Source organism: Corallococcus sp. AS-1-6 (genome assembly GCF_020037015.1).
Taxonomy (GTDB): Bacteria; Myxococcota; Myxococcia; order Myxococcales; family Myxococcaceae; genus Corallococcus.
In genome coordinates this window covers 26,410-52,236 of sequence record NZ_JAIQDE010000013.1, presented here as the reverse complement: position 1 = coordinate 52,236, position 25,827 = coordinate 26,410, and the positions used below count along the sequence as shown (strand labels likewise).

The 25,827-nt window shown below is 68.6% G+C and carries 22 protein-coding genes; 16 read left to right on the top strand and 6 right to left on the bottom strand.

Translation table 11 applies throughout. The annotated features are described in order from the left end of the window. The first annotated feature begins 194 nt into the window (after positions 1-194). Both K8612_RS19435 and K8612_RS19430 read left to right on the top strand, forming a co-directional pair. Complete coding sequence (locus tag K8612_RS19435; RefSeq protein WP_223763368.1) at positions 195-2,972, top strand: C48 family peptidase; 2,778 nt, start codon at positions 195-197, stop codon at positions 2,970-2,972. Positions 2,973-3,176: 204 nt separating this feature from the next. Then, positions 3,177-3,545: an HNH endonuclease gene (locus K8612_RS19430; protein ID WP_223763367.1), complete on the top strand. Its 369-nt coding sequence runs from the start codon at positions 3,177-3,179 to the stop codon at positions 3,543-3,545. Positions 3,546-3,767: 222 nt separating this feature from the next. On the opposite strand, the gene K8612_RS19425 is transcribed toward K8612_RS19430, so the two are convergent. Continuing rightward, entirely contained in the window at positions 3,768-4,745 is a 978-nt protein-coding gene (locus K8612_RS19425; protein ID WP_223763366.1) for a hypothetical protein, read from the bottom strand. Between the two features lie 180 nt (positions 4,746-4,925). After that, the gene (locus K8612_RS19420; RefSeq protein WP_223763365.1) at positions 4,926-5,285 is read right to left on the bottom strand and encodes a GatB/YqeY domain-containing protein; all 360 of its coding nucleotides are present in this window, start codon (positions 5,283-5,285) and stop codon (positions 4,926-4,928) included. Between the two features lie 96 nt (positions 5,286-5,381). Between K8612_RS19420 and K8612_RS19415 the strand changes: the two genes are divergently transcribed. The 4 genes from K8612_RS19415 to K8612_RS19400 all read left to right on the top strand — a co-directional run bounded on the left by K8612_RS19415 (position 5,382) and on the right by K8612_RS19400 (position 11,733). Beyond that, a complete protein-coding gene (locus tag K8612_RS19415) occupies positions 5,382-5,891 on the top strand; it encodes a hypothetical protein (protein WP_223763364.1) in 510 nt (169 codons plus the stop codon). Between the two features lie 144 nt (positions 5,892-6,035). Further along, positions 6,036-7,433: a chloride channel protein gene (locus K8612_RS19410; protein ID WP_223763363.1), complete on the top strand. Its 1,398-nt coding sequence runs from the start codon at positions 6,036-6,038 to the stop codon at positions 7,431-7,433. Positions 7,434-7,527: 94 nt separating this feature from the next. Then, entirely contained in the window at positions 7,528-8,643 is a 1,116-nt protein-coding gene (locus K8612_RS19405; protein ID WP_223741711.1) for a sterol desaturase family protein, read from the top strand. A gap of 198 nt (positions 8,644-8,841) precedes the next feature. Then, on the top strand, positions 8,842-11,733 hold the full coding sequence (locus K8612_RS19400; protein WP_223763362.1) for a hypothetical protein: 2,892 nt from the start codon (positions 8,842-8,844) through the stop codon (positions 11,731-11,733). A gap of 25 nt (positions 11,734-11,758) precedes the next feature. Here the strand turns inward: K8612_RS19400 and K8612_RS19395 are convergent, their stop codons facing one another. Then, positions 11,759-12,028, bottom strand: coding sequence for a hypothetical protein (locus tag K8612_RS19395; protein ID WP_223763361.1), 270 nt, complete (start codon positions 12,026-12,028; stop codon positions 11,759-11,761). 382 nt (positions 12,029-12,410) lie between these two features. Between K8612_RS19395 and K8612_RS19390 the strand changes: the two genes are divergently transcribed. After that, positions 12,411-13,553 carry a hypothetical protein gene (locus tag K8612_RS19390; protein WP_223763360.1) on the top strand — a complete coding sequence of 381 codons (1,143 nt, stop codon included), beginning with the start codon at positions 12,411-12,413 and terminating at the stop codon, positions 13,551-13,553. A 102-nt stretch (positions 13,554-13,655) separates the two neighbouring features. Here the strand turns inward: K8612_RS19390 and K8612_RS19385 are convergent, their stop codons facing one another. From K8612_RS19385 to K8612_RS19375, 3 genes are all read right to left on the bottom strand, one after another. Continuing rightward, positions 13,656-13,925, bottom strand: coding sequence for a hypothetical protein (locus K8612_RS19385; protein ID WP_223763359.1), 270 nt, complete (start codon positions 13,923-13,925; stop codon positions 13,656-13,658). 30 nt (positions 13,926-13,955) lie between these two features. Further along, entirely contained in the window at positions 13,956-14,207 is a 252-nt protein-coding gene (locus K8612_RS19380) for a hypothetical protein (RefSeq protein WP_223763358.1), read from the bottom strand. Positions 14,208-14,348: 141 nt separating this feature from the next. Further along, positions 14,349-15,878, bottom strand: a complete 1,530-nt coding sequence (locus K8612_RS19375; RefSeq protein ID WP_223763357.1) for a hypothetical protein — start codon at positions 15,876-15,878, stop codon at positions 14,349-14,351. Between the two features lie 461 nt (positions 15,879-16,339). On the opposite strand from K8612_RS19375, the gene K8612_RS39595 reads away from it, so the two are divergent. The 9 genes from K8612_RS39595 (at position 16,340) to K8612_RS19335 (ending at position 25,824) form a co-directional block, all read left to right on the top strand. Further along, positions 16,340-16,942, top strand: a complete 603-nt coding sequence (locus K8612_RS39595; protein ID WP_370639943.1) for a LuxR C-terminal-related transcriptional regulator — start codon at positions 16,340-16,342, stop codon at positions 16,940-16,942. A gap of 156 nt (positions 16,943-17,098) precedes the next feature. Beyond that, positions 17,099-18,127, top strand: coding sequence for a hypothetical protein (locus tag K8612_RS19365; protein ID WP_223763356.1), 1,029 nt, complete (start codon positions 17,099-17,101; stop codon positions 18,125-18,127). 3 nt (positions 18,128-18,130) lie between these two features. Continuing rightward, positions 18,131-18,406 carry a hypothetical protein gene (locus K8612_RS19360; protein WP_223763355.1) on the top strand — a complete coding sequence of 92 codons (276 nt, stop codon included), beginning with the start codon at positions 18,131-18,133 and terminating at the stop codon, positions 18,404-18,406. Positions 18,407-18,418: 12 nt separating this feature from the next. Next, the gene (locus tag K8612_RS19355; RefSeq protein ID WP_223741561.1) at positions 18,419-20,521 is read left to right on the top strand and encodes a phage tail sheath C-terminal domain-containing protein; all 2,103 of its coding nucleotides are present in this window, start codon (positions 18,419-18,421) and stop codon (positions 20,519-20,521) included. Between the two features lie 34 nt (positions 20,522-20,555). Next, positions 20,556-21,026, top strand: coding sequence for a phage tail protein (locus tag K8612_RS19350; protein WP_223741560.1), 471 nt, complete (start codon positions 20,556-20,558; stop codon positions 21,024-21,026). Between the two features lie 14 nt (positions 21,027-21,040). After that, complete coding sequence (locus K8612_RS39280) at positions 21,041-21,823, top strand: hypothetical protein (protein WP_223741559.1); 783 nt, start codon at positions 21,041-21,043, stop codon at positions 21,821-21,823. Next, complete coding sequence (locus K8612_RS39590) at positions 21,757-21,993, top strand: DUF6760 family protein (RefSeq protein WP_373692119.1); 237 nt, start codon at positions 21,757-21,759, stop codon at positions 21,991-21,993. Before K8612_RS39280 ends, K8612_RS39590 begins: the two co-directional genes overlap by 67 nt. Beyond that, positions 21,994-23,799 (top strand): hypothetical protein, encoded by a 1,806-nt coding sequence (locus K8612_RS19340; protein ID WP_223763354.1) that lies wholly within the window; start codon positions 21,994-21,996, stop codon positions 23,797-23,799. It begins immediately after the preceding gene. A gap of 12 nt (positions 23,800-23,811) precedes the next feature. Then, the gene (locus K8612_RS19335) at positions 23,812-25,824 is read left to right on the top strand and encodes a hypothetical protein (RefSeq protein WP_223763353.1); all 2,013 of its coding nucleotides are present in this window, start codon (positions 23,812-23,814) and stop codon (positions 25,822-25,824) included. Positions 25,825-25,827: the final 3 nt, after the last annotated feature.

The window sequence follows — 25,827 nt, the reverse complement described above, 5'->3', positions numbered from 1 at the left end:
GACTCGGGGCGCCTCCGCCGCTCGTCCGGGAAGCCTCCCTGCTCCCCCGGAAAGGAGGACCGGGCCATCCAGGTGAGGCATCCGCTGTGGTCGCGGCAGGTCGTGTTCTCGTCGCTCCCGAGGTGCCATCCTCCGGGGCCTGGGCGTGAAACACAGACCTGGTGGATTTCCGCTCACGACAAGGATGGCTTCGCATGGAATGGCATGTGGAAGTGGATCCCCAGAGCGGCACGGCCCGGATCCGCTACGATCTGGAGTGGCTGCTCGCGGTCATGTCCGTGTCCGCCACTTCGATGGTGCCGTTCACGTTCTTCTCCGTGGGGAAGGCGAAGGGCCGGAGCTTCCCATCCCGGTCCTATCCGCGCTCCGACACCCCGGGCTTCATCCTGGGCAAGGGCGGGCTGGATTCCGCCTCGCGCGCGGGTGGCCGCCACCATGTCAACGGGGCTAGCGTCTTCGAGCTCTGCGAGCTCTTCGCGCCAGGGACCAAGGACCTGGAGATTCCGCTCAGCGACATCGCGATCCAGTCCAAGCGCGCCGTCTGCGTGGAGGTGCTCCGGACCTACAAAGGCAAGAACTTCCGGCTCAGCGGAGGCACTCCGCACAGGGACAGCCGGACCCCGGACTGGCAGATCCACGGCTACCCGATGCTCTGCATCATCGGCGGGCCGAGCAAGGTCTTCCCGAAGGACCAGGGAGAATGGCGGGCGCTCCAGTGTGTCTTCGGCGCGGTGCTGACCCAGGAGCTTCGCGCCCGGGCGCTGGGCATCGAGGTCGTCTCACGGGAAGGGTTCGGTTCGGTGTTCCCGACGCTCGCGGACCTCCCGGACGGAATCCGGCTCGACCCGGGGCTGCTGCCGCCCGACAAGGGAGCGGCGGCCATCGCCGCGGCGCTCACGGTCACCGACCAGTTCATCACCGAGATGCGGAAGCTGAAGGTGCCCGAGGCCATTGGCACCTTGAACGGCTACACCGCCTTGGCCCTCGAAGCCGTCGACCGCCTGATGGCCGTCTTGCATGACCACGCCCTGAATACGCCCCGGGCCAACGCCAGCACCTACGCGGCGGCCGTCGCCAGGTACACCGGCCGCCCGGCCGAGTGCGCGCTGCCCCCGGTCAAGGCCACCATCGCCTACGAGCTCCCCGGCGTGCTGCCCCTGGCCAAGGGCCCCAAGATGAAGCGCCTCCTCGAGTCCGAGGAGTCCGGCTACGGCTCTGGGTCCGAATACGAGGACGAGGCCCCACCGACACCGAAGAAGCGCGACACGAGCGACGGTGACGAGGAGGTCGCGACCCCGGAGGGCTTCACCGTCAAGAAGATCTCCGTGCTCTCCGGCATGGCCGCGCTCCGGATGGCCACGTTCTACGGGATGCACTATTCCAAGGCCTTGTTCAGCGCCAGCGGGAGCCTGAAGGACAGCGGGTTGACAGGCACGCAGTTGCTCAACGCCTGGGCTCCGTACTTCGAGCTGGACCACGAGCCGATTTATCAAGGAATCGTCTCCAAGAATGGCGTGCGGATGCTGGTCATGGACGGCGCGCCGAATCCCATCAACATCCCGAGTGAGGCCATTCCGAACCAGAAGCGACTGGGCGCCGTCGTCATCGACACGACCAACAACACCTCCAGCGAGAAGGCGGAGTATCTGGCCTTCTTCCAGGCGCTCCTGGAGCAAGCCCCGGAGCCCAAGAAGCCCGGGGGCTTGCTGTTCATGGTCGACAGCGCCAGCAAGCACCCCACGGGCGGAGACCTGGTTCACGGCGTCATGCGGGTGTGTGGCACCCGCGTGTCGGTCCGGGCGTTCTTCAACAGCTTTCTCAAGCCCCACCTGACCCTCATGAGCAACAGCGCCTACGGTCTGACGGTGCTGGATGAAAACGAGACGCTCGCGCGGCGAGCGATGCTCGAGAACCGGCTGGTGATGCGAAACGGAGACCTCTTCCGGACAGGCGGCAATGCCAGCCCCGGGGGCTCCGAGCTTGGCGGCTCCAACCTCGGCGGCGCCGAGGAGGCGGTGCTCCCCCGGCCCATCATGGACCTCCCGCTGCTGGCCCGCCGGAACCTGGGCAAGGTGAGGCGGGTCGCGCTCCGCGCGCTCCAAGCGCAGGCTCCCGCCGACGGCTCGAAGAAGAAGGTCCCGTCAGCCAGCGCCGAGGCGTGGGCGGAGCCACGCAAGCAGCAGGATGTGTCTTCGTTGAAGAAGGAATTCGAGGCGCTGGGGTCGTTCGAGGCCCCGTCGCAAGAGGCCCCGAACCTCCAGGCCCCCGGGTACTATTACGAGGAGGACGACATCTACAACCTCCAGCGGTATCTGCTCAGGAACCAGGCGAACGTCGCCGTCCTGCCAGGAGTCAGCGGTCCGCAATGGCGGCAGATGGGCCGCGCCGCGTACACCACCGGCGTGAACCCGGCGATCACCACGGACACGGAGATCATCATCCAGCCGCTCAACCGGGGCGGCAATCACTGGGCCCTGCTCTACATCACGCTGGGCGAGCCCGAGCCGTTCGGGGGCCGCCGCGTGAGGCTGCTCTATCTGGACCCGCTGCACCCCGACGACATCCCTGTCGAAGACCTCCGCCTGCTGCAGTTGCCCTTCCCGGGAATCGAAGTCGAGCACTGCACCCTCCAGTATCAGGATGACAACGACGGAGCGCTCTTGAGGGGCCAGGACAGTTGCGGCGCCTGGGTCGTCCATCTGGCGGTGCACCTGGTGCTCAACGGCCATGTGCTGCCGCCCGTCAGCGAGAATCGCAGGGCCGCCGCGCTGCAGTTGCGACAGAACCACAATGCGGACATCGCGGCGGCCCGGGCCCTGGCCCTGCCGGTCGCCCCCGGGGACGTCCGGCTGCACGTGCTCGAACCGCGCGGAGGGCCCGCCCTGAGGCGGAGCGCCAGCTTGGGGAGCCTGCCGTCGTTGGCGTCCGAGCTCCAGGGCGGCAAGAAGAAGCCCCCCAGCTTCGAGTCCTGAGGAGCTTCACCCGGCGCTTGCGCTGGGTGTCTCAGCTTCAGGTGTCAGGGAAGTTGTCGCGTCGGCTGACGCTCCTGTCCCTGATAGATGGGTGAGCCCTACCGGTGCGATGGGCTTCGCGACGTGGCGTCAGTGCGATGGCGTTCTTGCGGCAGCGAACGGCATGAAGTGAACTTGGCCCCGGCTTCGATTGATGGGGGAACCATGGCAGGGAAGCTGAAAACCCGGATCAACTCCAGCGGCTACAAACAGTTTTGGGACGCGGACCAAGGACGTTGGGTCTTCACACACCGCCGTGTCGCTGAGAAGAAGCTCGGACGTGAGCCCCTTCCCGGAGAACATGTCCACCACATCAACGGTGACAAGGAGGACAACCGCTCTCGGAATCTTGTCGTTATCAAGGACAGCGTCCACGACCGGGTTCACCACGACGATCCCGATGCCTGCTTTCGCTGCGGACGGTCAGGCCACTGGGCTGAGGACTGCTATGCGAAGACGGACTTCGAGGGAGACACCATCGACGAGGATGAGGACTGGGTCGATGACGACGACGACGATGACGACGACGACTGACCGGAGACCCTGTCAGACGTGGCCCCCCTGCGGACTCTTCTCCATGGCGATGTCTCGCTCCCGTGAGGCCGGGCGACAACCCGGCCTCGTTTTCGGTGGTGCTCACCGGGGAGCGTTACGTCGCCTTTCGTTTTTCCACACCCTCTGTGACTACCTCTCGGCACGTCAGCCGAGGCGACAACTTCCCTGACACAGGGGGCACGAGTCGAGTCCAAGCTCTATCTATCTGAATATGGCGCCGAGCAAGTCCAGATTGCCGCCAACCCCGAACGTGAAGTTCATGAATCTTCGCGTTGATTCGGGCTGCTCAGACTGCCCGTCGGCAGCCAGCACCGCAGGCTCGGTGTAGCTTGACGCCGTCAAGCCGAGCAACACGGTCACATATGCGTTTGGCACAAACGCCACTCCCACCGACCCGGTGGGATTCACCTTGCGCTTGAGTTCTGGCCCCACAGCCGTCGGCTGGATGCTTGCGTCATAATCCGATGGCTTCCCCAGATACAGCCCCACCCGTGTCCAGCCACATTTCCCCTTGAGAGACGGGTCAGGATCCCAGATTTTACTCCTGGCCATTTCGTAGATTTCGTCGTTCGCAGCCTGTTTCACTTCTTGTTCCGAGCTGTTGAGCCTCCTCTGGAGGTCTGGCGAAGCCGCGACCCTCGCGCGTGCTTGGGCCCGCTCAATCGCCGCAGCCGTTGCAGCCGCCTCGTCTCGTCCGATGTAGTTCGAGGCACAGTAGGTCGCCAGGCTGTCACCGATAAACCAGAACGCCGGCACGAGCACGAGGTATGGCATCGTCGTGATATTGAGGCTCTTCTGCTTTGCGTCCTTGCCCGCGGGGCCAGGTGAGCGTGACTGCGCTACGACTGCGAAGCCTGCGGTGACTCCGTACCTGATGAGCTTGTTGGCGCGAGCGTCGTTCAGTTGGTCTTCAGCGGATTTGGCTGCGGCGATTGCGGTTGTCTTCTGGACCTCCGCTGTCTCAACCTTCGCGTCTGCCGCCTCGACTCTCGCCGCTGCTGCTTCAACTTTCGCCTCTGCAGCCTCGGTCTTCGCTGCCGCGGATTCAAGCTGGGCTTCAACTGCTTCAGACTGTTGAGTTGATATCGACGGCGCGTCAGTGGCGGCCTGTTTGGCGGCATTGGCAGCACATGCGAACATTGCCACACAGACCGCAACACCAATAACTGCCTGCTTCATCTCGCTCCCCCATGGCAAGAACTCAGGCTACGACAAGCAGCATGTGCCAGATTTCATTTTCTTGACAGATGGGTTCGGACGAACCCGCCTGAATTCAAATTGTTCTGGGAAAGAGGCATTTCGCGACAGAAATCGCTACCAACCCCATCCAGCATCGTCGTCGACGACGACTGACCGCGCTCAAAGCGCCAGAAGCACCTCCACTTGCGCTTGGAGCGTTCGGGCCTCTTCGTGCTTGCCGAGTCGGGTGTAGAGCGCCACCGCGTCGCGACGCTCCTGGAGCTCGCGCTGGACAAGGGCCTCCACCGCCTCCGGCGACAACAGCAACCGCGACACTTCACCCGCGCCGAGTCCATCCACGCCGCCAGCGATGCCCCCCGTCACGACCGGGACAGGAGCGATGCTCATGTCGGGCGCCTCGGCGTTGTCGATGGCGGCGAGCGTCTCCCGAAGCACCGCCGTGGCGGAGGTGTTTCGGGTGCGCAGGGCCTCCTTCAACGCGGCACGCAGCGCCGCCTTCCATTCATCCACGGTCTTCATGTGCCCAGCATAGAGGGCGGCGAGCAGGTATTCACACCGCGCCGGGCCCGAGCGTCTCCCTCCGCGACACCTTCGTGTCACAGGAGGATTCACGCCATGCCGCTGAAGTTCATCTCTCGCACCAACGTCATCAAGCTCTTCCCCAAGCTCGGGTCCCACCCGAAGCTGTTCTCCCCCCAGCAGGGCGGGCAGTGCTACTTCGACCACATGCAGGTGGTGAAGCTGCTCAGCGACATCGAGAAGCCCAAGCTGGATGTGTACTCGTTTGGCCGGCTGGAGACGACCAAGCTCGTCAAGCACCTCAAGGAGAAGGGGCCGCTGCTGCTGAGCGCGGAGGGCATCACCCTGCCCAGCTCCCGGTACACCGGCATGCACACCGTGGCGCTGCTGGGGGTCACGAAGTCCGAGTCCACCCAGAAGGAGGTCATCATCATCATGGACCGGGATGACACCCTGCCCCGGGACCAGGACAGGCTCTGCTACGAGATCGACCCCGAGGAGCTGACCCACAAGGCGGCCCCGTACACCGACGACGAGACGGGCAACTCCCTGGAGATGTACCAGGTGCCCGTCAAGCGGACGCCGGAGCTCTGCACCATCCTGTGAGAGCCCCGCGGGCCCGCTTCTTTCCCCCCGGAGCGGGCTCGCGGCACCGTCCAGGTGCGCCCTGACGCGCGCCGTACGTGAGCGCGCCACGAGTCGAGGCCGCGGCCATTTACTTTGTCCTCAAACGACGTACCCTCCCGCTCCATGGCTGGTCGTCGCGAACCCCTGGATGAAGAACAGCGCGCCCTTCACGACTCCTGGGACACGGTGCTCCGCACGGTGGGCCGGGTGGTGCTGAGCGCGGTGCTCATCTGGGGGGTGTGCTCGGCGCTGCGGTATGGCGTCCATGCCACCAGCGACGCGCTGCTGGCGTTCGCCTCCGGGCGGAGCGTCTGGTGGGCGCCGCTGGTGCTCGCGGGCGTGCTGCTGCTGGGCGGGCTGCTGCGAGGGGTCCTCAACCGCCGGCCCGGCTGGAGCGACGTGGCCTCGGACGGGGTGGATGTCGCGCTCCACAACTACCACGTCACCTACGAGGACTCGGCGGACGACCCGCGCCCGCGCTACTCGCGGCCCGCGCTCCGGCTGGCCTTGCGCAAGGCGGCGGCCACGCTGCTGACGCTGGGCACCGGCGCGTCAGGCGGGCTGGAGGGACCGGTGGTGCTGGTGGGCGAGTCCCTGGGCGCGGGCGTGGCCCGACTGACGCGCGCCCGCTCCGAGCACACGCTGCGCACCTGCCAGCTCGCGGGCATCGCCGCGGCGGTGGGGACGCTGCTCAACGCGCCGTTCGCCGCCGCGCTCTTCGCGCTGGAGGTCGTCTACGGCAACCGCATCGTGTACCGGAAGCTGGCGTATTGCCTGCTGGCGGGGATCGTCACGTACGCGCTCAACAACCGCTTCCTCGGCTTCAAGCCCATCTTCGTGGCGCCGCCGCACGCGCACACGTACACGCTGGGGGAGTACGGGCTCACCGCGCTGGTGGCCGTGGCGGTGTCCGCGCCCATCGCGCTGCTGTTCGGCCTGTCGATGAAGCACACGCGCAAGGTGGTGGAGCGAGCCAGCCCCCTGCTGCGCGGCGCCACGGGCGCGCTGTGCACGGTGCTGGTGGCCGGGGGCCTCTTCTACGGCGTGGGCATGGACTTCCGGCACGTGCTGGGCATGGGCGAGTACACCATCGCGCAACTGCTCACGGGCACGTCGGGGACCCTGTCGCTGTGGTGGTACCTGCTGCTCATCGTGGGCGGAAAGCTGCTCACGACCAGCTTCACGGTTCAGTCGGGCGGCTCGGCGGGCATGCTCATTCCGTCCATGGTGCTGGGGGGCGTCTCGGGCGCGGCCACGGCGCAGCTCCTCGCGACGGTGATGGGCACGGGGCCGGCGGACGTCACGGTGTTCGTGGTGGTCGGCATCGCCTCCGCCCTGGTGGCGGTGGTGGGCGTGCCCCTGGCGGCCATCGCGCTGGTGCTGGAGGTGTTCGGCTCCGCCTATGGACCGCCCGCCGTCCTCGCGTGCTGCGTCACCTACGTGCTGACCCTGCGGCTGTCTGTCTACAACGAACAGCGCCGCGTACAGGCGGTGGCGGCGGAGCCCGCCGCGGCGACCTGAGCGGCGAGCGCGTCCCCCTGGCGGAGCCGGCTCCAGCCCCGGGTCGTGTAGGCTCAGGCCTCGCCGCACTCCTTCTGGATGGTCCTCCTTGGAAATGCTTCTTGCTCCCGCCCGGCGCATCGACCTGGGCAAGCGCGCCGGTGTCACGGGCGGGTTGTTGGGTGTGCTCTGCGTGGTCGCGGAGTTCTGCTTCCTGTTCCCCCACGTCCTCGTGTCCAACGACGGACGGGCCTTCTACGTGGAGCACCTGGACGTCTTCCGGGGCATCCTCCAGGTGTCCATCGTCGTCACCTTCCTGCTGGGCACCTTCAGCGTGTTGACCCTGCGCTCCAAGGCGCACGGCGGCATCGCCATGCTGCTGGCGATGGTGGCGCTGCTGCTGGGAGGCAGTGAGGCGGAGCCCCTGACGCACACGCCTCGCGCGATGAGCGCGGGGCTGGACTTCTTCGCGCTGGACCTGCTGGTGCTCGGGCTGGTGTTCATCCCCATGGAGCGGCTGTGGGGGCTGCACGAGCAGAAGATCTTCCGCGCCGGCTGGCAGACCGACCTCAAGCACTTCTTCGTCAGCCACGTGGGCGTGCAGCTCATCTCCTTCGCGGTGCTCATCCCCGTGCAGGTGTTCCTCTCCTGGGCCGTGAAGCTCGACTTCCAGGCGCACGTGGCCGCGCAGCCCATCTGGCTGCAGTTCTTCGAAATCCTGCTGGTCATCGACCTGGTGAGCTACTGGGTGCACCGGGCCTTCCACACCGTCGGGTGGATGTGGAACTTCCACGCCATCCACCACTCGCCGCTGCAGATGGACTGGCTGGCCAGCTCGCGCAGCCACCTGGTGGACACCCTGGTCAACCGCCTGGCGGGCTTCGTGCCGGTGTTCCTCCTGGGCTTCCACCCGTCCGCCATCTACGGCTACCTCGTCTTCGTGTCCTTCCACGCGGTGTACATCCACGCCAACGTCAACCACCGCTGGCCGTACCTGCGCTGGATCTTCGCGACGCCGGAGTTCCACCACTGGCACCACACGTCGGATGAAGAAGGCATCGACAAGAACTTCGCCGTCTTCCTGTCGTTCATCGACGTCATCTTCGGCACCGCGCACATGCCGGACCACTGGCCATCCAAGTACGGGACCACGCAGTTCCAGCCGCCGGAGACGTACCTGGGACAACTGGCGTACCCGTTCCAGCGGCACAAAGAGACGCCCTACGGGTAGCCCGCGAGGGCCCGGGGACACGCCTGTCGCTCCGGACACGCGGAGCGCGGCCCCATGGGTTCCAGCCGCGCGCCTACCTGTCGCGGCGGGTGGGTCCCCACCTGGGTGCGAAGCGCCCGCGAACGCCTGGCCGGAGAGTGGCCGTTCCGGGCCCGGGGCCCTTGGCCGGAGCCGCGCGGGTCGCGTCTACTGGCGGACATGCCCATCCTGCTCGCGGCGGACACCGGCGTCCGGCCCCTGACCTCCTCCTCCGCGCTGACATGGCTTCAGGGCGCGGGGCTCCAGCTCCCGGACCACGTCGACGAGGACGGCCTCGACCTCTTCGTGGAGACGCGAACCAAGGTCTACAGGGAGACCGAAGGACAGGCTTTCATTGGAGACCTGGAGGCCTTCCTCCAGGTCCGCATGAGCATCCGGCTCGCCCTGCGCAACCTGACTGCCTACGAGGAGCACCTGGAGGCGCAGCAGGTGACGCCCGGACTGGTCCGCGAGCTGCTCGGCGTGAAGAGCGCCAAGAAGCTCGATGGGGAGCTCCAGGACCACGTCGAGCGCGTGGTGAACGAGCTGCTGGACGAGGAGCTGGACTACGTCGAGGAGTGCCGCGCCTCCCTGCACGCGCAGCTCGACTGGCACAGCTCCGGGACCGTGGACAAGGGCGCCCCCACGTCCAGGGTCCTTGAGAAGGCGCTCACCGCGTTGAACAAGAACACCGCGAAGGACGAGGCCAAGCTTCGCTATTACGAGCCCATGCGGGCCCTGTTGATGGGCCGCGGCTTCGTCGTCTCTCCGCCCGGCACGCCGCTGGGGGCCATCTTCCCCGCCAGCGACTGGGTGCGCGACATCCAGTTGCCGGGCCTGTTCGAGCGGCGCGCGAAGGCCCTCACCGACGAGCTCGTCCAGCGCTACCAGTTGCTCGGCGACGACCGCAGCGCGCTCACGCGCATGCTCAAGCCACCGCCCGTCCCGCCGGGCAAGCAGAGCGCGGACAACCTCTGGAAGGCCATCCTGCAGGCCTTCGTGTCCGCCGTGGGCTGCCTGTGCGTGTCGTGGACGCGGCACGAAGAAGGAGGGAGGACGGTCTACGTCCCCGTCCTGGGGCTCTCCGGTGTCGTCCAGGAGGCGCCCAATGAGCGCTACTTCAGCAAGTACTGCCGGCACCTCGCCCTGCCCACCTGGGAGCCGGATCCGGCGGTGGACGTCGGCAAGGCCGAGCTGCCCGAGCTGGAGAAGGAAGTCGAGACCGCGCGAGAGAAGGTCAAGAAGAAGGCCGCGGAGCTCTCGAAGCTCGGGCTCATGGGGAAGAAGCCCCGACAGCCCAAGGACGAGGACGAGCGGTCACTGCTGTCGGAGTACGCCCGGCTCGACGCCGACCGGAATGACGTGGTGGCGCGCAAGGACACCGCCTTGAAGAAGCTCAATGAGGAGCTCGCCAAGGAGGCCGTCCAGTTGGGCCTCTGGGTCAACTACGATGAGATGATCCGCCGCACGAACCTCGCGGCGGTGGGCTACCGGGCCCGGGAGTTGCTCCGGCTGCGCAAGCCCGCCCGGCAGGCCCTGCTCAGCTACGTCTCGTTCCGGGAGAACAAGGCCCACGAGTCGCTGATCATCGAAGGGCACCCGGTGCCCACGCTGAAGGACCGCGCGGTCGGCGTCGACCTGTGGATCTGCGGCTGGCACTCGCTCAACTGCGCGGAGCCGGCGGCGCTCATGACCGCCTCTTCCTTCTTCTGCGAAGGGACGGACGTGGTGGTGTGCTTCCCCTACGAGGGGCTCCAGGACACCGGCCCGTTCCGCAACCGCCCGAAGGAGACCTGCGCCTGGTGCGCCTCCGTCGAGCTCGGCTTCCGCAGCCTGAGCCGCAACCCCGGCCAGGTGGACGCCAGCAAGCAGTCTGGCCAATGGCTGACGCAGCTCACCATCCACACCCTCGCCGAACCGTCGCGCGCGCTGCCCTCGGAGGCGGAGTTCGACGCCTTCGATGACACCAACCCGGTCGCCGTCTCCACGCGCAGGACGCTCTCCGGGACGCTCGCCGGCTTCGGCCTGAGCCTGGTGAAGAACAACAACCTGGATGACCGCGCCTACAGCGATGTCGTCGAGACCAAGATTGGCCGCGTGCGTTCGATGTATCACATGCTCGGCCTGCTCGACCCGCTGGTGATCGCGCTGGACCGCCCGCTGTTCGGGCGGTCCAAGAGCAAGGGGCCGGGTTCGTCCATTTCGTCGGGCAGGGGCCGAAGGCCGCGCCCGTCCCAGCCGCCCAGCAAGGACAAGGACAAGGGCACCTCATCGAAGGTCGGCGCGTGGTCCAAGAAGGCGGAGGCCCAGGTCCGGTACCTGGCCGCGGCGAAGCTCTACAACGCGGACGTGCATCGGAACTACGCGCTGACCGAGAACCCGGGAGGCGGCGACTGCATGTATTACGCCTTCGCGGACGGGTTGCGGCGGAACGCTCGCGTCCCCGGCCCCACGCCCTTCGGCGGTGAGCGGACCGCCGAGGCGATGACCCTGCGTGAGAACGCCGCCGAGATGACCGCGCGGCTCATCCAGCGCGGCGTGGGTATCTCACCGGGGATGTTCCGGGACATGGCGCCCAGCGGAGAGACGCTGCAGACGCTCGCGCTCGCCAGCGAGAGCATGGATCAGCTCCGGCTGGACGCCTGGGCGGAGGTCCGGCTGCGGCGGGCGCTGGGGCCCGATTTCGTGTTCAGAGACACCGACCCGAGGTATCCGCAGTTCGTGGCGCTGGCGGAGTCCTTTGTCATCGCCGCCATCAACAGGGATGGGGTCCTGCGCGCGAGGCTGAACGCGCTCGCCGAGGCCTATGAGGCCGGCCAGCGCCGCAGGAGGCAGTGGGCCGGGGACCTCGACTTCCGCGGCCTCGTGCTCTCCAACCGGGTGAACCTGCGGATGCATTACGTCGACGCCTCGGACACCGGCATCCAGAACCGCAACGGCCACCGGGTGGACACCTACAACTTCCAGGAGCTCTGGAGGCAATACTTCGGCACGGACGTGATGCCCTCGGGCGTCACCATCGACATCTTCCACGTGAACGACAACCACTACGTCTTCGGGCGTCGCCTGTAGGTGAAGTCGCCCCGGTCCGGGCGCGTCACCCCTCGACGATGAACGTGGTGGAGTCCACGCCGGTGGTGCCGGTGACGGGGTCGTACGCGGTCACCGTGACTTCGTATGCGCCCTGCTGCTGCACGGAGAGCTCCGCCTCGAAGGTGCTGGTCTTCCGCCGCGGCTCGGCGATGTCCAGGGTGGCCGTGAACTTCGCGGAGGCCTCATCCGCGAGCGGCGCGCCCCGCGCCTGGGGCTGCTTCATCAGCGTCTGGGTGTTGCCCGTCGAGCCGGCGGTGACGCCGTCTGCCAGCACCTGGCCGGTCTGCCCGTCCCGGAGCGAAGGTCAGGGTGTCTTGTACTCCAGCGCCAGCAGCGCCTTCCGTTGCTCCGGCTCCAGCCTTTCAATGGCATAGCGCGGGGTGTCAGGGGCCGGGTCGGCGGCTCGCTGGCGACCCGGCCCGAGCCGAACCGCGCTCCGACCGGGAGGCCCATGACATGCGTGCACCGGACATCCCCTCATCCATGCGTCCGGATGGTCGGCCCCCACGTGGAACACGACCTTGGGCCGTCGGTCAGCGGAGGGGACACGCATGGAAGCGAAGGGCTTGTTGGGTGTGGTGTCGTGTGTAGCCATGATGGCGGCGTGCGGTCAGGCGCCAGCAGATGAGGCGCGTGCCGAGGAGGAGGTAGCTCCCATGGCCGCCTCGCAGCCGCTGAAGGCAGCCCCCACGGCATATGGCGGCCCGGCGGTGGCCTATGGCAACACGCGGTATTTCGTCGTCTGGAGCGACAGCCGGGCGGGTGAACTCTATGGCTCGCCCGTGGCGCAGGACGGCACCATGCTCAAGCCGGGGGGCGTGCGCCTGAACCCCAGTGACCTCGATGTGCAGGAGGTGGCCATCGCCTTCAATGGCACCCACTTCTTCGTCGTCTGGCAAACGGCGACGGATGGCGTATTCGGCGTGCGCGTGACACCGGACGGCACGGTCGACGGGCCGGTGTTCACCGTCCTCTACACGGGTGAGGCCCTCGGCAAGGTGGCCATCGCCTGCTCCGAGGCGTTGTGCCTCGTGGCCACCACGATTGAAGGTGACGCCGAGACCGTCATCTACTTCGAGCGGGTGACGAAGGACGGCACCGTCCTTCCGACAGGAAACCAACGTACCGTGAGCCCCGGCTACAACTACGCGAGGCAGCCCGCGGTCTCCTGGGACAACACCGACAAGGAGTTCCTGGTCGTCTGGACTGACGAGCGCGGCGGCGAGGCCACGCCAGACATCTACGGCAACCGGGTGACGGAAGCCGGTGTCGTCCTGGATGGGAAGGGCTTCGCCATCTCGAATGCCGCGGGCGCCCAGGAGACTCCGGACGTGGTGTGGACCGGACGCCGCTTCCAGGTCGTCTGGGCTGACGGCCGCTCAGGCGGAACGGACATCTACGGCGCGCGCGTGCGGCGGAATGGAACGGTGGACGACCCGAACGGCCTGCCCATCTCCACCGCGCCGGGCCGCCAGACGACGCCCCGGCTCGCGCACCACAACTCCAAGTCCCTGGTCGTCTGGGACGACATGAGCAGCGGAGCGCACCGCATCCGGGGGGCGCGGTGGGGCGAGGACGGCGACGTCTGGGACCCCTTCGGCTTCACCATCTCCAGCGGAGATCAGCCAGCCGAGTTCCTCCCGGCCGTGGCTTACGGCGCCAACCGCTTCCTCACGGCGTTCGCCGCTGGAGCGACCACCGCCCCAGGATTCCCCCACTTCATGCTGGGCGCGCGCGTCACGCACGAGGCCACCGTGAAGGACTCTCCGGCCCTGGTGTTCACCAAGAGCCGTCACTGATTGCCTGATGGGAAATCACTCCGGCTGAGCCGTCCTACGGCTCAGCCGAACAGAGGGAGGGAATGACCGTCCGCCGTGGCGGTCCCGGCGCTCCCGGGCGCGTCACCCTTCGACGATGAACGTGGTGGAGTCCACGCCGGTGTTGCCGGTGACGGGGTCGTACGCGGTCACCGTGACTTCGTATGCGCCCTGCTGCTGCACGGAGAGCTCCGCCTCGAAGGTGCTGGTCTTCCGCCGCGGCTCGGCGATGTCCAGGGTGGCCGTGAACTTCGCGGAGGCCTCATCCGCGAGCGGCGCGCCCCGCGCCTGGGGCTGCTTCATCAGCGTCTGGGTGTTGCCCGTCGAGCCGGCGGTGACGCCGTCTGCCAGCACCTGGCCGGTCTGCCCGTCCCGGAGCGAAGGTCAGGGTGTCTTGTACTCCAGCGCCAGCAGCGCCTTCCGTTGCTCCGGCTCCAGCCGTTCAATGGCATAGCGCAGGGTGTCCCGCTGCATCCCGGAGATGTTCTCCTGGATGAACGCCACCACCGCCTCCCGGAAGCGGTCCAGCAGTGACTCGTCGAACGAGCGCCCGACCGCCTTGCGGACCACGGCGAACCCCAGGAGCACCTCCTCGTGGTGGGTCGCCTGGGCGAGCAGTTCCTCGGTCACCGCCAAGCGGTTCGGGGGGACTCACTTCAAGCGGCGGGTCCACGGCCGTCCGGGCGATAGGCCATGGCCACTGGAGCCCGAAGAAGAAGCCTGGCAACCCCTACTGGATTGCCAGGCTCTTTCACCCTGGGGGCGGAGGGGACCGACTCATGTCCTCCGGGCTGGGAAGGGATAGATGAAGTGCGGCACGACGTCGCCCCGGTGCCGGACGTACAGCGGCCCCCAGGCGGGGTTCCGGTCGTGCATCTGTTTGAGCATGCGGACCATCCGGTCGAAGATCTTGCGCACGTCGGCCTGCTCGCTCAGGCCGGCGACGACTCCGGCCGCGACGACGTGCGCGGCGTAGATTCCGGTCGAGAGTTCCTCCGTGAGGTTGCCCACGCCCGTCGCGAGCCGGCGCCTCAGTTGCTGCACCCGCTGCTCGTCGTGGTTCCGCCAGTTCTGGATCCACGCGAGCGACTGCCCTTCGAGCGCCTTCGCGCGATGGGTCATGATGGCGTCCGCGACCAGGTCCGCCGACAGGCGCGCCTGCTCGGGCGTCACGCGCTGGCTGCCCAGCCGGAGCTCCGCGGGGTCCAGGTCCTTGTCCACCTCGTCGAAGATGACCTGGGCCCAGGCCTCCGCCTGGCTGAAGCGCAGACGCTTCACGGCGCTCCCGGCGAGGTAGCCCCGGACAATGTCGGCGGGGTGTAGATCCGACGAGCCCCCCACGTTGCTCAGGCGCCCGGTCCCGCCGAACGCGGTGTCCAGCCCCCGGAAGTACCCGATGATCCCGATGCCCGCGGCAGGCCCCATGTTGAGGATGCCGAGCACGTCCGAGGCCGCCTCGTCGATGCGCCGGGCCCAGTAGCCCGCCAGGGCGGAGAGGCCCTGCTTCTGGAGGCGGTCGTAGACCGCGGTGGACAGCTCCTGCGCGAGCCCGGTGTCGGCGTGGAGGATGTCGTGCCCACCGACCTCGTGTCCGAGCGCGGCCCACGCGAGCAGGCCCGCGCGGCCCTGCGAGGGCGGGAGGTTGACGATGCCGCACTCCAGCCCCAGGACGGAGAAGGTCGCGTCCACCGGCCACGTGTACGGCCCGGAGTCCGGGTTCCCCCACTTCACCAGCGGCGCGAGGGTGCCCTGGTCCGGGGGATGAACGCCCCGGCGATCCTCCGCGCCGAGGAAGCCGTCGTACAGGTCGCTGACCACCTCCTCGAACGCATCCGTGGCGATGCGCTGGTACCCCTCCCCGTTCTGGAGGATGGCGTGTGCCGCGTCCATCAGGAGCCCGGCCCCGGACACACGCCGAGGGTCACGCACCAGCGTGTCGGCGAACCCCTGGGGCCCGAGCTCGTCCAACGTCTTCAGGTAGGGCACGAGGACCGCGTCGCGGTAGAGCGGAGGCAGCGTGGCCCGCGCCGCCTCGAGCCGGCCGCGCAGTTGGTGATAGTCGGTGGGCTCTGGAGGGCCCGGGTCCGTGTCCTGCGCCGCCAGCGCCACCTCGCGGATGCAGGCAGGCAGGTTCCGGATGTCCACGGCCGGCGCCGTGACACCGGGGCCTCGCGCTGAGGCCTCCGCGACAGGTGACTCCTCCAGGAGGGCCGTCTCCGTCTGACGCCCCCGAACACGCTTCGCGGCGGTGCGCGGCAGGCTGCCCTCTCCCCGCCGGACCTTCCGAGTGACTCCTTGCCTCGCCATGCGGACCTCCCCTGTGTCGCAACGGAAGGTGCGCCGGGCACTCGCACGGGCCCATGGGCTGGCGGGGTACGCGGGATGGTGGCAGCGCGCCACTGCCCGGGACTTCGGGCCGGGACAGGGAAGCTGGAGAGCGCCCCGCGCAAGGCGTCACGACCTGATGGGTTGGACCCGGCGCAGGGACTCATGGACCTGCCGCCCCCTCAACCGGGGCCCCGCTTCCGCCTATCGTCCGTTTCCACCGTAGGTCTCTTCTGTGAACACAGACTGAACCACGCCAGAAAACACACCCGCCGCTTTATTTACGGAGTCAGACGGGTGCGTAGACTTCACGGCCAGAGGAGTGCTGGTCGCTCCGGGGAGTCAGTCCTTGGGGGGGAACAGTGACGCGAAGTCCACCGGATGTGCGTTGGTTCGTACCGGAGGAAGGCGACGTCCCAGATCATCCGCTCCGGGTGGCTGTCGTGACGGATGTCGCGCTCTACCGTGACGCGCTGACGCGCTGGCTACAGCTCGAACAATCGATGCAGCTCGTGGGCGAGGCCTCCTCGCTGGAGTCGGCGGTCGAGCTGACGCGACGCCACCAGCCCTCCGTGGTGGTGGTCGACATGTCGACGCACGACGCCGTGGGGCTGTTGCGGGGGCTGCGTGCCGCCGCGCCAGAGGTGAAGCTGATGGCCTTCGCCATCACCGAGCACGCGGAGGAGCTGACGGCCTGCGCGGAGGCGGGCGTCAACGGCTTCGTGACTCGGGATGCCTCGCCAGCGCAGTTGGTCTCCGCGGTCCAATCCACCGCCAGGGGCGAGCTGCTCTGCTCGCCGAAGATGGCGGCGGTCCTCTTCGAGCGCCTGGGCCGGCTGTCACGGCGCCAGCCGGAGAGCTCCGAGTCCATTCCCTTCAGTGAGCGCGAGCGGGAGATTGGAACCCTTCTCGCCGAGGGATTGGCCAACAAGGAGATCGCCCTGCGGCTGCGCATCGAGGTGGCGACGGTGAAGAACCACGTCCACCGGCTCCTCACCAAGCTGCGAGTCACCAGCCGCGCCGAGGCCGCCGCCTACTTCCGCTGATCCGCCCGCGGGGGATTCAACCCGGATTCAATCCGTGATGAATCCAGGGTCTCCACCTCGGGCTCAGCGCGAGACTCCAGCCCCGGGGTTTGGATCCCCGGATGGATCCCCGCCGCGCTGGTAGCTCGCGCTCACGACGTCTCTAATCCGACGTCGATGGCGCACCTTCTCGTCGAGCCCATGGACACCGCCGCCGCCTGGAGCGCGCTCGCGCCCGACGGCGTGACGCCCTCGACGGAGCTGTCGATCGCCGACGAAACGACGCAGGTGCGCCCGGGCACGGACGGCCACAGCGGGCGGATCACCGCCAGCGCCACCGCCGCGGGGCATCTGCTGCGAAGGACCCTCGGTGCCCCGGTGGACCTCACGCCGTACCGCGAGCTGCGGCTGTGGTTGAACGCGAGCCGCGTGGCGACAGGCGCGCCGGCGCAGCCCTTCTTCCTGGAACTCCGGCTCGGCAGCGTGGCGCTCCCAGCGGACGCCGCCTCCAACACCTGGAACCGCTTCCTGCCCGTCGCCCAGGCCTCGACGTGGGAGTTGCACCGGCTGTCCCTGGACGACCTGGCGCCCGCGACGCGCTCCGCCGTGGTGACGCTCCAGCTCCGGTGCGTCGCGGAGGGGCCGTTCACCTGCTGCCTCGATGACGTCCTCGCGGTCCGCGACGAGATGGTGTCCGACGTGGAGGCCGCGCTCCTGGAGCGCCTCCACAACGTGCTGGTGGTGGAGGGCTCACCCGTCCCCGCGGAGGTGCACTCCCCAGACGTGGCGCCCCCAGCGAAGCCCTACCTGCGCGTCACCCCACTCGGCGTCGAGCCCTCCGACGCGCGGACACCGTCGACGACGGTGCGCTCCGACTTCTCCTCGACCGGCTTCCGCACCCGGCCCGCGGGCTTCGCGTATGACCTCTGGTATCAGGTGGAGGCCTTCGCCAGCTCGCGGGCGGACGAGGCGCGGCTGCTCGACTTCGCCCTGCAACGCCTGCCGCCTCGCGGCGACCTCCTCGTCAACGGCGCGCCCATCCCATTGGAGATGCGGACGCTGCCGGCCACCGAGCTCATCGGTGGGAGCCGCGGCGAGCGCGTCGGCCTCGTGTACCGCGTCCTCGCCCGGAACGACTCGCTGCCGGCCACCGGCACGCGCGGCGTGAGCAACGTCCTCGTCGCCGTGGACCCGAAGGTGGCCTGAACCATGACCCGAGCCCCAGCGGAGTTTGTCGTCGTCAGCCTGCGCGACCAGCCGACCGAGCTCCACCTGTCGGATGGCTCGGTGGCCTTCCTCGAGCCCCGCGGGACGCGGTCCCTGGCGGCGGCGGTGCGGGACTCGCCCCAGTTGCTCGAGCTGGAGCGTCAGCGCGCCGTGCGCGTGAAGCCTGCCCCGAACGCGGCCAGGGCGCCCCCGGACGCATCCGACGACGACGCACTTCCCAGGCCCCGTAGCAGGTCGAAACGAACCAGGACGGAGTGAGGACGACGAACCATGGCCTACAACATCGGTCTCAACATCGTTGAGGTGGATGGCTCCGCGACGCCCGCCATCGTGGGCGCCGCCACCTCGGTGGCGGCGTTCAACATCATCACCCGCCGGGGCGTTCCGAACCGCGCCATCCGCATCACCAGCTACCCCGACTTCGAGCAGCGCTTCGGCGGCTACTTCCCCGGAGGGTACGGCGCGTACCTGATCAAGGGCTTCTTCGACAACGGCGGGCAGACCGCCTACGTGAACCGGGTCATTGCCTCGGACGCCTCCACGGGGACGGCGCCCGCCGCCCTCACCCTGGACGACGCCGCCTCCAATGACACCCTCACCCTGGAGGGTGGCTTCCGCGGTGAGGAGGATCCGGGAAGCTGGGGAGACGACCTGTACGTGCGCGTCACCCCGCGCTCCTCGGCCCAGACGTCCGTCCGCGAGACGGCGCCCGCCACCACCTCGGGCAGCGCGCTCACCCCACCGGTGAACATGGGGACGTTCCCTGCCCTGTCGGTGAACGTCGACGGCGAGGCCAGCCCCACGCAGATCACCTTCCAGGCCTCCGACTTCGCCAATCCTGCCGCGGCCACGCTGACGGAGCTCCGCGACGCCATCAACCGCCGCACGTCCAAGCTGGTGGCCTCCCTCAGCGGCAACCAGCTCGTCCTCACCTCCACGGGCCAGGTGGCGCGCATCCAGAAGTCCTTCACCCGTCTCCAGGTCACCACCGCCAACCCGACGCTGGGCTTCGCGGCCATGGCCAGCCCCGTGACGGGCACGGCGGCGGCCCGGACGACCACCGGCACCACCCTGGCGGAGGTCTCCTCCCTCGTGGTGGGCGACGCCCTGCGCGTCTCGGACGGGACGAACACCGCGCTGGTGAAGCTGATGTCCGTCAACGAGCTCACCGGCGCCGTCACCTGGGCCCCGGCCATCGCCGGCATCGCGACCTACGACGCCGTCCTGCTGCGCGTCTCCAAGGTGGAGTTCGACCTGGGCATCGCGCGGGGGGGCGGAGACGCCGACCACCTGGTGGAGACCTGGACCGGCCTCTCCATGGAGACGGACGTCCCCAACCACGTGGAGAAGGTGCTCAATGATCCACTGCGCGGCTCGCGCTACCTCGTCGCCACCGACGCGGGCAGCCCGGCCACGGTGGGCGCGGACCTTCCGGTCACCAGTGGCTTCGTGCGCCTCAACCCGGGGCGCGACGGGACGCCCACGACCCAGGACTTCATCGGCGGCGCGACGAAGAAGACCGGCCTCTACGCCTTCGACTCCTTCGACGTGCAACTGGTGACGACCGAGCGCACGGACGCCGCCATCCTGGCCGCTGGCCTCGCCTACTGCGCCAACCGCGGCGACTGCATGTACGTGGGCGCCGTCCCGGAGGCCACCATCCAGGCGGACCTCTCCAGCGCCCTCAGCTACGGCCAGGCCTTCCAGGGCAAGAAGGTCTACGGCGCGCTCTACGGGCCGTGGATCATCGTGCAGGACCCCATTGGCACGGGCGCCAGCCCGCTGAAGAAGATTCCGCCCGTCGGCCACGTCATGGGCGTCTTCGCGCGCACCGAGACCGCTCGCGGCATCTGGAAGGCGCCCGCTGGCGACGAGGCCAACCTCTCCGGCGCGCTGGACGTCGAGTACCGGCTGAGCGACGCCGAGAACACCGACCTGGTGAAGAACGGCAGCATCAACGGCATCCGCGCCGTGCCCCGCGCCGGCATCGTGGTGGACGCCTCGCGCACGCTCTCCACCGATACGCGCTGGCTCTACGTGAACGTGCGGCTGTTGTTCAACTACGTGAAGAGCAGCCTCAAGCAGGGCCTGCGCTGGGTGCGCCAGGAGCCCAACCGCGACGGACTCTGGAACGCCATCCGCATCGGCACCGTGACGCCCTTCCTGATGAGCCTGTGGCGCCAGGGCGCCTTCGGTACCGGGACGCCGCAGCAGGTCTTCACGGTCATCTGCGACGCCACCAACAACCCTCCGAGCGAGGTGGACCAGGGCAACCTGAACGTCGAGGTCTACTTCTATCCGTCCAAGCCCGCCGAGACGATCGTCGTCAAGGTCGGCCAGCAGCCGAGCGGAGCCACCGCGGCCGAGGCGTGAGCCCGCCCGTTCCCTTCCGCCAGAGGAGCAAGCCATGCCGAAAGTCGGAGACATCTGGGAGAGCTACCGGGCCAACGAGTTCGTGCTGAAGATCGACGGGACGGAGAGTCCCGGCGTCAGCAAGATCTCCGGCCTGTCCGAGGGCGAGCTGGAGACCATCGAGCAGCCGGATGGTGGCTCCAACCACGTCTACAAGATCGCCGCCGCGAAGGTGAAGTTCGAGTCCCTCACGATCGAGCGCTACGTCGACGGCAGTCCCGAGGACAAGCGCTTCATGGACTGGTTCAGGCAGACGTTCAAGCTCAACTCCCGCACCCAGGGGGGCTCCACCGTCCGCAAGAACGGGATGATCGAGAAGCGGCACAACGGCGAGACCGTGATGACGTTCGCCTTCTTCAACGCCTGGGTGAAGTCGTCGAAGTTCACCGACCTCGAGGCCGGCACCACCAACCTCATGAAGCAGACCATCGTCCTCGAGCACGAGGGGCTCGAGCGCGCTGACTAGCCAGGGAGCCCGACATGAGCGCCAACCTTCCGCATTCCGGCCGCGAGGCCGAGTTCACCATGCCCATCGGTCTGACGGACGACGAGGGCCGGGTCCACAAGACCGTCGTGATCCGCAAGATGACCGGCAAGGAGGAGGCCATCCTCGCCGACCGGCGCAACCACCGGAACGGAGGCAAGCTCGTCAGCGAGCTCATCTCCAGTTGCATCGTCCGCGTGGGCGAACTGCCCAAGAACGGCAGCGCCACCGTCGAACGGATGTACTCGGCGGACCGGAACTTCCTCCTGCTGAAGCTGCGCACCCTCACCTTCGGGCCGGAGCTCCAGGCGACGTATACCTGCGGCTCCTGCGGCGAATCGGTGCAGGTGACGGAGGACCTGGACACCCTTCCGGTGAAGCAGCTCGAGGAGGGCGAGTCCCCCGACGAGATCGTCGTCGACCTGGTGGATGGCTACGTGGACAAGGACGGCCAGGTCCACACCGCGCTCACGCTGCGGCTGCCGCGCGGAGACGACGAGACGGCGGTGGCACCCCAGATGCGGCAGAACGCGTCGCTGGGGAAGAACGCGCTCCTGGCGCGGTGCATGAAGTCGCTGGGCGACCTGCCCCGCCACCGGCTGGAGGCGCTCGGACCGAAGATCCTCGCCGACCTGACCATGACGGACCGGAGGTTGATCGACCGCGCGCTGAACCAGGGCGCTCCGGGCGTGGACCTGGTGCGTGAAGTCGTCTGCGGAAGCTGCGGCGGCAGCTTCCGGGCGACCCTGGACATGACGAATTTTTTAGCACTGGCCTAGCCCAGGAAGCGCTCCGACAGGAGGTCTTCTTTCTTGCGTACCACCTCCATTGGTCCTGGGCGGAGATCATGAACCTCGAGTCCGACGAGCGCCGGGCATTCGTTCAATTGCTCATCGATCAGATCGAGCGCGAGAACGCACAACTCGAGGCTTCAAGGAGGGCGCGTTAGATGCCGATGTCGCTCCTCCTCCACGAAGTCCTGGGTCCGCTCGTCGAGGACTCGGGGCGGACGCTGTCGTTCTCCACGCTGGCCCTCGACCGCGCGCGCCGGGGGCTGACGCGACTCGATCCGTTCAACCGGCTCGTGGCGCTGGAGGAGACGCTCATCGCCCGCGCACGCAGCGCGTTCCTCGTGCACTGGTTCGGCACGGGCCTGCCCACGTCGGGGCTCGCGCTGCGCGTCTCCATCGCGAACATCGACTCCCTGCGGCGCCGCTACCAGGCGGTGCTCTCCGCCACCCGGCCGGATGACCGGGGGCTGAACCTCACGGAGCCCCTCCTGGGGCTGGTGGGAAACCTGGCGGGCTCGCTGCTCTCGCCCGCCGGAGTCGTCTCCCTCACCGTGCTGGCGAGGCGACTCATCCCCACCTGGGTGCGAGTCCTGCTCTTCATCTTCGGCTGGTCGATCATTCCTGGCATCGCCGCCGCCGTCGGAGTGCTCCTGGCGCCGGGAGGACTCGGCCTGGGGGTGCTCCTGGGGGCGCGCAACGAACAGCCCGTCCGCGCCATCCACGACCTGATGGGCGCCTTGGCCCGGCTCATCGAGCAGGTGAACCGGTTCATCGATCTGCTGCTCGGCCCGAGAGAGCGGATCCGCAATCCCCTGCTGAGACAATTCCTGGAGGTCTTCGACTCGTTCGCGCGGCTCATCCCGTTCGCCCTGGCGCTGGTCTCGCTGGTGATCGCGCGCGTCGGGCCGCTCATCCTCCCGCTGGCGAGGCAGGCCGCGGCACTCATCCCCCTGACGGGCGCGGTGATGACGGCGGTGCGCTCCATCTTCGAGGAGATTCCCCAGGTCCTGGAGAACGCCTTCTCCAGGAGCAGGGCCGCGCCCCTGGGACACCTGATGGCGATCCTCCAAGGCATCGGTCCCCTGCTCCACGAGGTCACGGATCGTATCAAGACCCTGCTCGAGGAAGTGGCCGCCACCCTGCCTGGAATCGGGATGCAGGTGATGGGCGCGGTGCGGACCTTCTGGGAGACGGCGCGGAGCGTGGTCACCCGCCGACTGCGAGCCCATCCGGTGATCTCCATGATGGAGACGCTGAAGACCCAGTTCGCGGAGATCGGAACGCTGTTCGCGTCCCCTTCCACGGGCACGCCTCCGGCTTCCTCCGGAACTTCCGTGCCGGGCTGGATCACCTCGGGCATCACCTCCCTCTTCGGGCCCCCGCCTCCCACGCCCACGGCGCCGGCGCTGCCGGACCTCACCGCCCTCCAGGCGCTGATCGGCCGGCCGAGCCTGTCGCTGGACATGGCCGGCTTCACCTCCGCCTCGGAGCGGGTGTCCCCCTCGCTGATCGACATGTTCCGCCTCTCGGACCGGGCGCGGGCGGACTTCGACCGCGCGGCCACGCCGTCCAGCGAGTTCGCCCGCGCGCGCAGGGCGCTGGCGCGCGACCTGGGCGCCCCCGTGACCGAGGTCCTCGCCCGGATCCGCACCGAGGAGCTTCCACTCCGCCAGGCGCTGTCCTCCGTCATCGGGCGGGTGCTGCCTCCCGCCATCCGGGCCTACCTGCCGGACCTCCTGGACCTCTTCCACACGCTCGACGCGGAGCTCTACCGCCAACCGTCGGCCCCCACCCCCACCGCGTTTCCCACCCTGGATGTGCCCGAGTCACGACGGCTGCACGTCGTGGTCCGTCGAATCGAGATCCGCTCCGCCGGGAGCGATGAGCCGCACGTCGGCGTCTTCCGCGACCGGTTGGTCGAAGCCCTCCAGCGCCAGCAGTACCAGGCGCCTGTCACGCCGTAGAGGAACGCGCCGATGCCGATCTCCTGGGACCTCATCGCCGCCCTCTTCCGGACACCGCTCCGGATGCAGACGCTGGACATCACCCGCGGCCTGGAGCGGCTCGAGCGCTGGCTGGAGGCGCGGGTGAAGGGGGCGGAGGCGCTGGAGCTGAGCAGCCGTGGCTACCCCATCATCGGCTTCTACAACGGGGCGCTCACCGTCCACGTCGACGAGGTCCAGCGCGGCGCCTTGCACCGCCCGCCCGAGCGCGGCGTGGGAGCAACGCTGGCCGCCTCCGGCCAGGCGTTCGCGTCGGGGCTCGGTCGTGTGGGGCAGGCGGTCACCGAGGAAGGGCTCCTGCCCGGGCTCATCGAGCGCCTCGTCAACGTGGTGGACCTCATCGCCACATCCATGGACAGGTCCATCCCCGCCCGCCCCGGCATGTTCGACGTGAGCGCCCGGACCGGGTCCGACCTGTTCGGACAGGTGGGGCTCCTGTTCCACACCGTCACCCGCAGCACCGGGGGACTGCTCGCCCTCGCGGGCGACCTGGGCGAAGCGAGGAACCTCCTGGGACCAGCGTCCAGCGCCGCCGCGGCCACTCCCGAGGGTCCCGCCGCCAGCCTGCCGGAGCTGCTGGACCAGGGCTCCCGGTGGATCCTCGGGGGCATCCTCATCCTGCCCGTCCTCCCCACGTGGGTGGGGCAGCTCGCGCGCGCCGGGAATGTCTTCCTCCGGAACCTGCTCCTCCAGACGTTCCAGGGCGTCGAGACCCGCATCTTCGGGCTCCGCCGGCAGATCTTCGACGTCTTCTCGCGCGAGCTGCCCGAGCTCATCGTGTCGTCCCTGCGCATGGTCGTCGGGGTGTGGTCGGTCGTGGAGCTGCACTGGCGCTTCTACGTCCAGGTCGCGGCGGCCTACGGCGCGGACCTCATCTCCCACGTCACCACGTTCCTGAGCGGTCTCCAGGCCTTCCTCAACTACTGGATCGGAGTCGTCAACGGGATCTCCGCCGCGATCGAAGGCGTCCTGGATACCGACCTGGCGCCCTACATCGCCGCGGTGGTGCTGGGCCCGCTCGGCCTGGCGCTCGGGGGACTCGGAGCGCTTCCGACCTTCACGGTCCGCGACGCCATCGGGCTCGGGGCGAGCGCCGCCCGCAACGCCTTCCGCCTCTGGCTGACCCTGCAGATCGGCACGGCGGAGCTGGCGCTGCGCGGCGCGGGATTGGCGACCCGGGCCTTCCGGTATCTCGGCGGCCCCCTGGGCTGGTGGCTCGGCCCCAAGGCGACGCGAGGGGTGGACGCGGCGCGGTTCCGGGTCGGCGCGGCCCGCCGGCTGGTGTGGCGGCTCTTCGCCGGGGCCCAGGACCTGCCCGCGGAGACCGCTGTCCCCTTCACGCTGCCCACCAGCTTCCCCAACGTGTTCGACGCGTTCTTCGGCCCAGGGGCCCCGGACCTCCGGGCCGCGCTCACCGGCGCGAGGAGCTCCCTGGAGGAAGGCGTGAGGGGCATCCTCGGAGGCGGCGTGGCGCTGCTCACCGACCTCTCCACCACGTTCGAGCGCTCCACCGCGAGCGCGGCGACGATGGGGTCCCCGGCCCGCTGGCGCCGGATCGCCACGGGGGCGACCTCGCTGGCGGACATCGCGCTCGGCGACCAGATTGGCGAGCTGGAGTCTCGCGTCCGCGAGCGCCGTGAAGACCCCGTCGCCGCGGCCTTCCAGGGCTGGCTCACGCGCGGCGGCTTCCATGTCGTCGGGGCCGCGATTCCTCTCTACGTCGAGGAGATGGACCGCTTCTGGCGCGAGCAGTCCGCCGAGGGCAACGAGCTGACGGAGCCCCTCACCGCGACCTCACCCCACAAGCTGGTGCGCCGGGCCGCGCTGGGGCGCGTCCGGGTGCCGGGCATCACGGTGACCGCGCCCGCGCGCCCGCCCGGAGCGGACCTGGCGAACGAGGTGGCCACCCAACTGAAGACAGCCATCGAGCAGTCCTACGTCACGGGAAGGGAGCGGCTCGCCGGACTGGCGGCGGCCGCGCACTGAGCG

Coding starts and splice junctions, on each gene's coding strand:
- K8612_RS19435 (WP_223763368.1), top strand. CDS start 195: ATGGAATGGCATGTGGAAGTGGATCCCCAGAGCGGCACGGCCCGGATC.
- K8612_RS19430 (WP_223763367.1), top strand. CDS start 3,177: ATGGCAGGGAAGCTGAAAACCCGGATCAACTCCAGCGGCTACAAACAG.
- K8612_RS19425 (WP_223763366.1), bottom strand. CDS start 4,745: ATGAAGCAGGCAGTTATTGGTGTTGCGGTCTGTGTGGCAATGTTCGCA.
- K8612_RS19420 (WP_223763365.1), bottom strand. CDS start 5,285: ATGAAGACCGTGGATGAATGGAAGGCGGCGCTGCGTGCCGCGTTGAAG.
- K8612_RS19415 (WP_223763364.1), top strand. CDS start 5,382: ATGCCGCTGAAGTTCATCTCTCGCACCAACGTCATCAAGCTCTTCCCC.
- K8612_RS19410 (WP_223763363.1), top strand. CDS start 6,036: ATGGCTGGTCGTCGCGAACCCCTGGATGAAGAACAGCGCGCCCTTCAC.
- K8612_RS19405 (WP_223741711.1), top strand. CDS start 7,528: ATGCTTCTTGCTCCCGCCCGGCGCATCGACCTGGGCAAGCGCGCCGGT.
- K8612_RS19400 (WP_223763362.1), top strand. CDS start 8,842: ATGCCCATCCTGCTCGCGGCGGACACCGGCGTCCGGCCCCTGACCTCC.
- K8612_RS19390 (WP_223763360.1), top strand. CDS start 12,411: ATGGCCGCCTCGCAGCCGCTGAAGGCAGCCCCCACGGCATATGGCGGC.
- K8612_RS19375 (WP_223763357.1), bottom strand. CDS start 15,878: ATGGCGAGGCAAGGAGTCACTCGGAAGGTCCGGCGGGGAGAGGGCAGC.
- K8612_RS19365 (WP_223763356.1), top strand. CDS start 17,099: ATGGCGCACCTTCTCGTCGAGCCCATGGACACCGCCGCCGCCTGGAGC.
- K8612_RS19360 (WP_223763355.1), top strand. CDS start 18,131: ATGACCCGAGCCCCAGCGGAGTTTGTCGTCGTCAGCCTGCGCGACCAG.
- K8612_RS19355 (WP_223741561.1), top strand. CDS start 18,419: ATGGCCTACAACATCGGTCTCAACATCGTTGAGGTGGATGGCTCCGCG.
- K8612_RS19350 (WP_223741560.1), top strand. CDS start 20,556: ATGCCGAAAGTCGGAGACATCTGGGAGAGCTACCGGGCCAACGAGTTC.
- K8612_RS39280 (WP_223741559.1), top strand. CDS start 21,041: ATGAGCGCCAACCTTCCGCATTCCGGCCGCGAGGCCGAGTTCACCATG.
- K8612_RS19340 (WP_223763354.1), top strand. CDS start 21,994: ATGCCGATGTCGCTCCTCCTCCACGAAGTCCTGGGTCCGCTCGTCGAG.
- K8612_RS19335 (WP_223763353.1), top strand. CDS start 23,812: ATGCCGATCTCCTGGGACCTCATCGCCGCCCTCTTCCGGACACCGCTC.